General features: G+C 63.6%; 5 protein-coding genes. All 5 read right to left on the bottom strand.

What is annotated here, in order from left to right:
• Positions 1–369: 369 nt before the first annotated feature.
• Positions 370–615 carry a HalOD1 output domain-containing protein gene (locus ACQUQ1_RS17015; protein ID WP_435065496.1) on the bottom strand — a complete coding sequence of 82 codons (246 nt, stop codon included), beginning with the start codon at positions 613–615 and terminating at the stop codon, positions 370–372.
• 100 nt (positions 616–715) lie between these two features.
• Positions 716–1,702, bottom strand: coding sequence for an AAA family ATPase (locus ACQUQ1_RS17010; protein WP_435065495.1), 987 nt, complete (start codon positions 1,700–1,702; stop codon positions 716–718).
• Positions 1,695–2,807: a DUF4350 domain-containing protein gene (locus tag ACQUQ1_RS17005; RefSeq protein ID WP_435065494.1), complete on the bottom strand. Its 1,113-nt coding sequence runs from the start codon at positions 2,805–2,807 to the stop codon at positions 1,695–1,697. The genes ACQUQ1_RS17010 and ACQUQ1_RS17005 overlap by 8 nt, the downstream gene beginning before the upstream one ends.
• Position 2,808: 1 nt before the next feature.
• The gene (locus tag ACQUQ1_RS17000) at positions 2,809–3,084 is read right to left on the bottom strand and encodes a hypothetical protein (protein WP_435065493.1); all 276 of its coding nucleotides are present in this window, start codon (positions 3,082–3,084) and stop codon (positions 2,809–2,811) included.
• 1,351 nt (positions 3,085–4,435) lie between these two features.
• Positions 4,436–10,534 carry a CARDB domain-containing protein gene (locus ACQUQ1_RS16995; RefSeq protein WP_435065492.1) on the bottom strand — a complete coding sequence of 2,033 codons (6,099 nt, stop codon included), beginning with the start codon at positions 10,532–10,534 and terminating at the stop codon, positions 4,436–4,438.
• Positions 10,535–11,503 lie beyond the last annotated feature (969 nt).

Here is an 11,503-nt window from a genome sequence, read left to right as displayed (position 1 = left end):
GAGACCCCGATGGTCTCGGTCAGGGTGCCTTCGGGGACGCACGAACGGCGTGCTGTCCCACGAAGGAATCCTCGCGCGTTAGCGCGGGGGGATGTCAATCACGCGAAATACTGTGTCTCGGTGCCCCTGACATGGGATTTCTAATGAGGCCCAGTAGCAGGTGACAGCTGTGGGAGCTGAGAGTGGGGTGACCAGCTTGCCGCCACTGCCGTATGGGCCTCGTTCTCAAACCGATAGGACGTGTATATATACTCACCGTTTCGGTTACTATGTTTGATAACAATTCTCGTCGACGATGGCCTCCGACCGTGATATTTTCCAGCGAGCATGCGAGAACGTAGACCCACAGTAGGCCGAGGTGTCGGATCCCTACCTTGGACTTTCCGTCGTCGGCTTCCCGTCGACGACGACCGTTCCGTCGTCGTATACGCGGATATCGTGTCCGCCGATTCTGGTGTGTAGCTCCCACTCCGCCCTACCGTGGTCGACCAACTGTTCGAGCGCTTCCGCGTCGAGATACTCGTGCACCGTGAGTTCGAGCTGCTCCGGCTCCGTTCCCTCCTTGGCTGCGATACCCTCGACTACTCTCCCCGTGACCGTGCTCCCAGCTCCCATAAACCTCCCTACGTACCCGTTATATGTAAATTTAATTACGGTAATCGAATTTAGACTTTTATCATCATTTCGGTGGAAGGGATTTAATGTCGAGTACCGATCAATCGGTTTCGGCGGGCTCGGGAGCGATCGACGTGCTCGGCGTGTCGACTGATTCGAGGATCCGTTCGATGATCGCCGAACTCGTCTCCTGTCCCAGTTCCGCCTCCGTCGAGAGCACGAGTCGGTGGATCAAGATCGGCTCCGCCAGCGCCTTCACGTCGTCGGGAATGACGTACTCGCGCCCGTGGATGGCCGCTCTGGCCTTCGCGCCGTCGAGGAACGCGAGGGTCGCCCGCGGTGATCCCCCGTGCTCAATGTCCGCGGACGCCCGTGTTCGCGAGACGATATCGAGCACGTACTCACGGATGGACTCGGCGACGTACACCTCGCGGACGCGCTCGCGGGCGACACGGATGTCCTCCTGCGTGACGACCTGTGTGGTCTGGTCGGGGCCGAGTTCCGGGTCGCGATCGAAGCGGTCCAGCAGTTCCCGCTCGTCCTCCCGGTCGGGCAGCTCGACGCGCAGTTTGAACTGGAACCGGTCGCGCTGCGCCTCCGGAAGCTCGAACACGCCCTCCATTTCGATCGGGTTCTGCGTCGCGATCACCATGAACGGCTCCGGCAGCGGAAGCGTCTCGCCCTCGATCGTGACGGTGCGTTCCTGCATCGCCTCGAGCAGGGCCGACTGCGTCTTCGGCGTCGCCCGGTTGATCTCGTCGGCGACGACCAAGTTCGCGAACACCGGACCCTTGTTCAGTTCGAACGAGCCGACGTTCTCACGGTAGATGCGCGACCCGGTGATGTCCGCGGGAAGCAGATCCGGCGTCATCTGGATCCGGGAGAACTCCAGCCCGGTCGTCCGGGCGATGAGGTTCGCGATCGTCGTCTTCGCGACGCCCGGAACCCCCTCCAAGAGGACGTGCCCCCTCGTCAGCAACGAGATCGTGATCCCCTCGATGACGTCCTCGTTACCGATGAGGACACGCCCCGCCTCCGCTCGGATCGCCTCGTACACTGCCGCCGGGTCGGCGTCCGAATTACTCATCCTCGGTCATGTCGTCGTCGCTGGATAAAACCCCTCTCATTACGCGACGGAGCCGGCGAGGGTCCCACCCCGGGTGCCGTCGTTGCAGCGCCGCGATGACCGTGTCGGGATCGGCCGCTCTATCCGAGTCTCCGGCCGACGGGTCGCGACCGGCTAGAGTCCGGGACGGGCGCACCGCGGGCAGCCTGACCCAGGCCCCGATCGCGAGGAGTGCGAGGAACGCGACGGCCGCGGTCAGCGTCGACGACTGACGCAGCGTCCGCAGAAGCGCCGCGAGCGGCGGCTGGCCGGCAGCGTGGGAGTAATCGAGCAGAACGCGTTCGTGGGCCGCGAAGACGGTTCTCGCGAGCTGTCTGTTCCCCGGGCGGTCGAGCATCGCATTGATGAAGACGCTGGGGTCGGAGACGACGATCACCCGTCCTCCCCCGAGCGGCTCCACCGTGACGACGGGACGCTGGCGAAGCGTTTCGTTGTTGTCCAGTTCCCCGTCTCGATCCGCGTCCAGGTAGGAGAACTCGGAACTGTTGACCACGGGCGTCGCGTTCGTCGCCGCGACCGTCGTCGCGTTCGTCGTGGGCGCCGGCACGACCGCGGACCCGTGGTTGAGCGTGACCTGGTCGACGCCGGTCGTCAGCGGATGCGCCGCCACGTCCGACGCGACCGGGAACGCCGGCGACCGGTAGTATTCTTGTTCGTCGCGGAGCGGCCGGCCGTCGACCCGTGTCGATGCACCGATCGCATCGAGAAGGCGGTTCCCGTTCGGCTCCACGTCCTCGGCGACGAGCAGCGTCCCGCCCCGGCGGACGAACGTCTCGACCGTGTCCGCCTCGTCGGCGGTGTACGGGTCGGTCGGCGAGAGCACCACCGCCAGGCTTCCGTTCGGGTCGGCCGTCCGGTAGGCCGAGACGTTCGTCACGACTGTTGCCTCGGTTCCGGCGTCCGCGGCGACTGCGGGGAGTTCGGATGCGCCGTCCCAGGCCGGATTGGTCGTCCCGAAGGCAGCCGCGGACGTCACGCCTGCGTAGAGGACGCCGGCTACGACCACGAGCAAGAGCCCGACCGCCAACGCGTGTGGGTACCCCCACCGGTCCGGCCACGGTCGCATCTCAGATCACCCCCGGCGGCAGGATCGCGAGGATCCGTCTGATGACGATATAGCCGAACACCAGCAGTCCGACACCGATCAGCCACTTAATCCGTCGTCGCCACGCGGGCGTCACGGCGAACGGCGCGGTCAACTCGGTGACGACCAGAAAGCCGATCAACGACACGACGAACACGAGTTCGTACTCCAGCGAGTCGAGTAACACGAGAACGAGAACTGCCCCGCACATCCACGCCAACTGTGCACGGATGAAGCGTGCACGTCGTTGGCTCGTCATTGGTGTCTATCGATCCCGGCACGGAGGCATACAAGCGTTTCGAGGCACGTTCGGGCTCGATCACCGGGCGGGAGCGGCAGTCGGGTCGACCGGCCATATCGACCGGCTGACCTGGCCGTTCCTCGCCGGACTGCGATCGGCCGGGTACCGAGGAGTCTTCATTACCGCAGGAGGCGATCGGCCGCGTGGATCGATCGATATGTGGGAGCAGATGCGCGGCGATAGCCATGAGCGCGAAGCCGAGGAAGTGGAGATACAGGTTCACGATCAGTCCGTCACCGACGATCACAGGCGGGAACATCAATCCCGGAAACGCCAACAGGAGGATCCCCCCGAAGAGACCGAGTTCGGCGTACCCGGGCTTGCGGATCCACGCCGTCCAGACTCGAGTGATGCCGACGAATTCCCTGCCGAGTTGGTAGCCGTACGTGCTCAGACACAGTCCGGCGGCGACCGCGCCTACCCACGCCGGTCGCGTTCGTATCGTGAGCACCGTACCGATCAGGAACAACTCGGCGAATATCACGACGCTTCCCCACCACCGCGACAGGTCGAACCGGATTCCCGCACGGAGATACGCGAACCACTCACGGCATAGTAACCCGAACAGGCCCGCGAGCAACCCCGAGAACCCGTATCCGATTCGCGGACGGACCAAAAGGACGTTCAGTACCGAGAGGACGAACGGTAACGCGAGAAGTGTCGTGACGAAGCCGATCCGGAACCGGGGAGTGGACCCCGCCAGCGACGCGCACAGGTACCCGACTGACGCGACGAGTACGAACCCGATCAGGTTGGCCAGCAGGTGCTCAGGATGGAAATGGACGAAGTGTGAGGCGTACGCGGTCGCGAACGTCGGCTCGGTGTACTGGAGCGCGAGCGCTCGCTTCCGGTCGGTCGGAAGTGCGTAGACCAACAACAGCACCGTCGGTACCACTGTTATCAGTAGCAAATCTCCGATTCGAACACGACCCTCGGACGTATTCACAGCTGCCTCGGAAGAGCGCTGTAGGAATAAACGCGTTTTTCAAAATATCGAGTTTGATTCAAAAATATCTGTGGTAAATGATTTCTGAGTGAACGTTTTATTCGAGAGTGGCTGTCGAACGCTCGGGCAGTCATGGGTTGACATCCCGACTCCTGATCAGATATCGAGGTGGAAGGAGTTGCAGAAGTGAGTCCTGCAGACGCGAGCCAACGGTGTTCCGAGTGCGGATCTGCGGGAAATTGAGAAGAACTCCCGCTCCCCAGACCGGGGAGGATGTCAAGACGCCGGAATTCGGTCCGGAGCTGCCACACGACACCTACACCGAAAGCGGACGTGGACCCGGCGTTGCTGCCGGAACGGCAGTCACTCGATCTGCCGTGCGCGATAGACCGCGAACGCGGCGAGCGCGATCATCAGCAACACCAGCACGACTCCGAACAGCAGCGGAGTCCGTCCGGGCTCCTCCGGGGGCTGCGTCGTGGCGGTCGTCGGCGGGGCGGTCGTTGTCTGCTGTGCGCTGACGACGACCGATGCCACGTCCGTCCCGGAGACGGCGACGTCGTACGTCCCGGGCTCGTCGAAGGAGACAGTGAACTCCACGGTCTCCGACTCGCCCGCGTCGAGCGTCACCTCCCGGGTCTCGATGACCTCACCGTCGACCGTGAGCTCGGCGGTGAACGTGCCGCTTTGGTCGCCGTCGTTGGTGATCGTCGCATCGACGGTGGTCTCTTCGCCGACATCGAGTTCAGTCGTCGCGATCGAGGTCTCGTCGACGCTGAACTGCGGTCCCTCAGCCTCCGCAGTCTGCACACCGATGGCGTACGCGGAGAATCCGGGCGACTGGGCGACGTACCGGTCACCGCCGAGGTGAGTCGTCTCGAGCGTCGTCCACGAGCCGTCACTGAAGCGCAGGAGCACGACGTTCTCCGGCGAGGTGCCCTCCGGTAGCTCGGATTGGCCCACGGTGAACGTGTAGTTCACCTGCTGGACCTCCGGGACGTTCTGCCCGCGCGGCGATACCGTGAAGTAGCTAATGGCCCGTGCGTTGTCAGTCGCTTCATCGACTGCGGGTGTCCCGCTGGGCGGTTCCGTCTGCGGACGTGTCGTCTCGATCCGGAACCCATCAGTAGTCTCGAAGACCTCGACTTCGATGCCGGTCAGGCCGATCCCGTCGGACGTTGTCGTTGTTCCGAGGTCGACAGTGAACGTCTGCCCGTTGCGGGCCGACTCAATCGTGATCGTCGCACCGGTGTCGGTTTGCGTGATCTTGGTCTCGACGCTGGGGGGACCCTCTCCGCCACCGCCGCCACCACCGCCACCGCCACCGCCACCGCCGCCGCCGGTGCTCGGCTGGGTGACGGTAATCGTGTCCACTCGCACGCCGTTGACGCGGATCGTGTAGTCACCGGCGGAGTTGAACGACGTAGTGAACGTCACGGTGCGGGTCGACCCCGCGTTGACGCGGACGCTCCGGCTCGCGATCGTCTGGGAGCCCTGCGTGACGCTGACGGTCTGTGAGCCGGCGGTGCCGCCGGCGTTGCGGACGTCGACCGAGATCTGCACGGACTGTCCGGTCTGGACGGACGTCCTGTTGATCCGTCTGTCGACGATGCTCAACTGTGCCGGTGCGTTCACCGTCACCGACGGGAAGGAGATCCCGTTGAGCGTCGCGGTGAACGTTCCGGCGGAGTTGAACGTCCGCGTGAACGTGACAGTGGTGCTCTCACCCGGCACCAACGTCACGTCGCTGGCGGTTCCGAAGGCGGTCCCGTCGAGCGAGGGCTGGAACGTACCGGAGTCGGTTGTCGCTCCCACGTTCGTCACCGTCGCGGTGTAGGTCACCGTCTGACCCGTTTGGACTGTCGAGCTGTCCACCTTGAGGTCGGACAGGCTCAGCGACGACGGCTCGGCGATCTCGACCGTCGAGAGCGACTCGCGAAGGTTCCCGGCGTTGTCTCGGACGGCCACGCCGATCGTGTGGCTCGTCCCGTTCGCCAGCCCGGAGACGCGGAACGTCGCCTGCGTCCCGTTCGCTGCCAGCAGCGTCGCGTCGCCCGAGCTACTGAGGGCAGTGCCGTCGAACTCGATCACGAGTGTGCTCGTGTCCACACCGGAGGCGAGATCCTCGTACTCGACGGTCACGTTGAACTCGGTCGTGCCGCTGGGCAGGCGGGTAGTCGTTCCGTCCTCCAGCGTCCGGTCAGCCGCCATCACGGTGAGTTCGGGTGCCGAGGTGTCGGGCGCCACCGAGAAGTTCACCTGCTCGGTCGTGGTCCGGCCGGCGTCGTCCGTGGCGGTCACGGTCAGCGTGTGGTCAGTGCCCGGCGCGAGCCCGTCAGCCGTGTAGACGATGTCGGACGGGTCGGTGGTGTCGACCTCGCCGGTCACGTCAAGCCCGTCGAAGCTGACCGTGACGTTGTCCGCGGAGACACCGAGCCCAGCGTCAGTCACGTTCACCCCGATGTCGACCGTCGATGTCGTGTTCGACAGCACGTCGTCCTCCTGAACCGTGGTGAACTCGACGCTCGGCGGTTCGGTGTCCTCAGTCACCGAGAAGTTCACCCGCTCGGTGGCGGCGTTGCTGGCGTTGTCGACCACCGTGATGTTCACCGTGTGCTCCGACGGCGTGTCCAGTCCGGTGGTGTTGAGCGTCAGTTCGCCGTCGGAGATCGTCGTCGCGGAGGTGACGTCGGTCCCGTCGAACTCCACCGTGATGTTGTCCGTGTCGACGCCGGTACCGTCGTCCGAGAACGTCGCGTTCACGATCACCGACGACGTGCCGGGCGCGAAGGACTGTCCGTCGCTCGGCTCGGTGATGTCCACAGTCGGGGCGGTCTCCTCGACAGTGAACGTGACCGTATCGCTCGCCTGGTTGCCGGCCTCGTCGGAGCCGGTCACCGTGAGGGTGTGGTCGCCCGCGTCGAGATCGGACGAGAGGTCGGACGTGTCGAGCTCGACGGTGACGTTGCCGTTAGTCTCACTGAGGGAGGCCGAGTCCGTGACGTCGTCCCCGTCCAGCGTGACCGTAATCGCGCTCGCGTTGACGCCGGTCGCGGAGTCGTTCAGCGTCGCGGTGACGGGCGGCGTGGTCGTGTTCACGACCGTATTTCCGGTCGGCTCGATGATGGTCACCGTCGGAGCCGTGTCGTCGGACGTGGTGACGGTGAACCGCGAGAGCTCCGTCCGCTGGGTAACGAAGTACTGGTTGGTCGTCCCGTTGATAGTGCGGGTTTCGATCCTCGTGTCCTGTGGGACGGCCGTTCCGTTCGGATCGAGGAACGTGATGTTCGCCTGTCCCGGCGGTCCGGGCAGGTCGACACTGTCAGTCGGAATGCCGATCGTCACGTTCTCGATCTCGGAGTTCGTGAGGTCGAGTCCGGTCTCTGCGTTCAGCAGTCCGGCACTCACCGTTCCACGGCTGAGCGCGGCCGCAGAGACGTTGCCGGAGCTGATCACGACGAACGTGTCGTCGAGTTCACGGGTAGTGTTGATATCGAGGAAGACACCGCTGTCCGCGTTAACCACGGTTAGGCGCTGGTCAGCGCCGGTGCCTTGGAACTCAACGGTCGCGCTCCCGGTGCTCGTGTCGGCGTTGCCCGCGCGGTCGACCCCGCGCACCTGCAGGCTGTAGGAACCGGACGCGTTCTCCCGCGAGCCGGTCTGCAACGTCCCGTTGAACTCCGTGTTGTCAGCGTTCGATGTGAGATCGACCGTCTCGACGGTCCCGTTCGGCCGGGTAACCTCTACCGTGGAAACCTCAGCGAGCGGCTCGGAGCTGGTGATATTGACGAACAATTCGGTGGCGTCGTCAGGGTTGACCGTCAGCGTCGCCGCCACGTCGGGCGCACGCGTGTCCACGATAATTGTCGCGTTACTGCTCGTCTCGTTCGTCAGTCCGTTCGCGCCCACGACCGTGGCTGTCGCGGAGTAGTTCCCGTTAGGGAGCCGTCCCAGCGGGAGAGTCCGCTGGTACACTCCGTCGCTCGTTTCGCTGGCCGGCAACTGGATGTCGAAGCCGGTTCCGCGAAGGTTGGTTCCGACGAAGACGATCTGGGCGTCACCTTCGGTGACCGCGGTCACGTCGACCGAGCCGTTCGTGCGAAGCACCACGTCGTCGCTGCCGTTGATCGTCTCCGTTCCGTCGGTGATGTTGCCGATCTCGATCGGGGGAGCGGAGTTGTCGACGGTGACGTTCGTGCTCGCGCTGGCGGAGTTACCGAGGGTGTCGTTGGCGGTCACCGTAATCTTGTACTCGCCGTCCGGGAGCGGGACACCGGAGTCGTTCACGGGCACCCAGGTCTGACGGATGATCCCGCTCGTCCGCTGTGCGACCGTGCTGAGCGACCGCTCGAACACCACGTCGCCGGACGCGTTGGTCACGGTGAAGGTGGTCTCGTCGAGGTTACGGTCGTTCGAGGTGAGGAAGAACCGCCCGGGCTGATTGACCGAGACGCTCCCAGACTGGGCCGCCACGGCGACCTGCGGCGGCGAGACGTCGCGACGGAAGCTGAAGCGCCGCACCTGTTCGTGACCCGCGTTGTCCTCGATGACCACGCGGACGTTGTTCACGCCGCTCACGAGCGGGCTGCCGGGGCCGTCGCTGAGCGAGATCAGCAGCTGCGTCTCGTTGTTGACGTTCGCGTTCGCGAGCGACACCGACTCGCCGTTCACGAACAGGCTAGTGGCCGACGCGTTGATTCCAGTCTCGTTCGCACCGACGCGGTCGTCGGCGAAGGTGACGTTGATGGTCACCGTCTCTCCCGTCTGTCCGGTCGGTGCGACCGAACGGAAGCGGGGCGTGGAAACGAGATCGAAGTTCAGCGTCTTCGTCGCCACGTTGGCCTGCGAGGAGTTATCGGTCGCGTTCACCGTCACCTCGATCGGGCCCTCGTCGAGACCAGTCGTGTCGATAGTGAACGTCCCGTTGTCCAAGGTCGCAGTCTGCGAGACGACCTGTCCGGTGACTGTATTGCGGATCGTGTAGTTCACTTCGGCGATCCCGGACGTGTCATCGACGCCGAACCGGAGGCTCCGACCGTACGCCACCCGACCCTCACCGGGCTCACGGAGCGTCACGGCCGGCGGACGCTCGTCAATACTCCGAACCGTCAGCGTCCTGTTGATCCCGTTCACAGCCAGGATCCGGGTTCCCGCCGTGTCGTACAGCCGGCTGAACGTCACCGTCTGGTTCCCGAACTGCGGGACCAGCACGGTCGTCGAGTCGACGAGCGTGCCGTTCTCGGTGAGGTTCAGATCGAACAGTCCGGCGCTGCCGGTGTTGTTCAGGCGCACCGTGACGGTGACGCCGCCGTTGACATCGATCGTGGAGTCGCTGAGCGAGACCTCCTCGATCGAGATGTTCGTCGGAACGGCGTTGACCGCCACTGTCTCCTCGAACGTACCGAGCACGACCGGCACTTCGACATCGCCCGTTCCGTTCCGGGACGGCGTGAACGTGAACGAGAGGTCCTGCGACTCGCCGGCGGTCAACGTGACGCTCCGCTCTTCGATCGTGGTCCCGTTCACCTGCAGCGGCACGGTGAACGTGTCGTCCGTCTCCCCGACGTTCGTCACGGTCACGGTGACCGTCACCGGGGTCCGCCTCGTCACGTTCGTCGCGGAGATCGAGAAGTTCGAGAACTCGATCTGGGCGGGTTCCAGCACCGTCAGCTCGACGCTGTCGGACTGGAACTGCGTGCCGTTCTCGATCTCCTTCGTTGCCGTCGCGACGACCGTCCCGGTCGTGTTGACAGGCGTGGAGACCGTTCCGTCCGATCCGGTCTCGACGGTCTTGATCTCTTCACCGTCCGCGGTGAGCACGACCGTCGCGGCGGTTCCGTTCCCGGTGTCGTTCCGGGTGACGGTGAAGTCGACCGTCTGATTCTGCCGAAGCCGCGTCGGCTCAGCGTCCAGGTTCAACTCGACCAGCTCCGGAACCACTTGGACCGTCTGTGTGGGCAGGTCGTTCACCCCGACCGACTTGTTGCCCAGGGTGTCGAAGGACGTCGTGAACGTGACTGTCCTGGATTCCTCGCCCGCTAAGGTGACGGACTCCTCGGCGATCGGCGTCCCGTTGACGACCAGGTTCACCACAACGGAGTCCTCGGTCACACCGATGTTCTCGACGAACGCCTCGACAGTCACGTTCTCGCCGACCTCGACGGTCGTCGGCGAGACGGTGAAGTTCTGCACGACCGCCTCACCCGGCCGCTGGACCGTGATGTCGACCGAATCGTCGAGGAAGTCGATGGAGTCGGTTCCCGCTTTCGAGGCCGTAACCGATACATCGCCGGGCTCGGCGAAGTTCACGACCACTGTGCCGTCACTTCCGGTGTCGACGGTCCGAGTACCGTTCGGTCCAGCGATCGTGAGCGAGGCGTTCGTGGCCTCGCCCGTGTCACCGCGGGTGACGTTGAACCGGACGTCCCCACCGGCGAGCAGCTCGGAACGGTTGGCGGTCACATTAAGCGGAACGCCCTGTTTGAGGTCGACCGTTCCACGCTTAGCTACGGTTGTCGTCCCATTCTGCTCCGTCGCTAAATAAAGATAGACGTACTCCTTGCTCTCCCACTCTTGTAACGTCCCAACGTCGATCGTAGTATCGGGACCAGCGACAACGCTCGTCACGGATGCGTTGACCGTATTATTCTCGATCTGCGTGGTACTATTGGAGCCGACTGCCTGCTTGAGCAGCGAGGCGATGTCCGTACTTCCACTAAATTGAACCTTCCCGGGTGGGACTCCGAATACCTTCGCGTTCTCTTCGATTCTGGTAGTACCCGTCGTATCAGCAATCGTGCTTCTTACTTCTCCTAAGGAACCGTTTTCGATGACCAGTTTTTCAGTTTGACTCGACAGCTTTGATTCCTCGACCAACAGGACGGTATGGCTCACCTGCTTGTCGCCGAACGTGCTGTTCGTGTTGGCAGTGAATGTGACGTTTGCGCCCGTTCCCGCGGGCTCTGCTGAGATAGTTGCCTGCTCGTCACCCTCGCGGACAGGCGCGAAGTCGATTCCGACGACAGTAACGTTTCCTTGGATATCAAGCTCACCAAGCGAGTCGGTCGGACCGGTTAGGCCAGGATCACTATTGTTCTCTTTAGCGACAGCAACGATGACGTACCGTCCCGACCGCTGTGGGACGAAGTCGATAGTATCAGAGGTGGAGAATTCGGGTTCTTCTTCGATGATACGCGCAGAGGTGTTTTCCTCCCCGGTCAGCAGCGGAACGATATCTGAGGGGCCGCTCGGGAGGGAAGTGTTCTCCTCGAGATAGACGGCCGCATACTGAACGTCTTGTCCGTCAAGACTCAGATCCGAGTTGGCATTAGACGAAGACAGCGAAGCAGTCACTGTTTTTCCTTTTTTGAACAGCGGGACGGTCGGCTTATCGTATTGTGTCGATCCTGATCCGGGAAGAACAAACGTCAC

The organism is Halobaculum sp. EA56 (genome assembly GCF_051195075.1).
GTDB lineage: Archaea > Halobacteriota > Halobacteria > Halobacteriales > Haloferacaceae > Halobaculum.
This window is presented reverse-complemented; position numbering and strand designations above follow the sequence as displayed.

Bases quoted from the DNA above. Each gene is read 5' to 3' on its own strand.
- ACQUQ1_RS17010 (WP_435065495.1), bottom strand. From the start codon at position 1,702: ATGAGTAATTCGGACGCCGACCCGGCGGCAGTGTACGAGGCGATCCGA.
- ACQUQ1_RS17015 (WP_435065496.1), bottom strand. From the start codon at position 615: ATGGGAGCTGGGAGCACGGTCACGGGGAGAGTAGTCGAGGGTATCGCA.
- ACQUQ1_RS17005 (WP_435065494.1), bottom strand. From the start codon at position 2,807: ATGCGACCGTGGCCGGACCGGTGGGGGTACCCACACGCGTTGGCGGTC.
- ACQUQ1_RS17000 (WP_435065493.1), bottom strand. From the start codon at position 3,084: ATGACGAGCCAACGACGTGCACGCTTCATCCGTGCACAGTTGGCGTGG.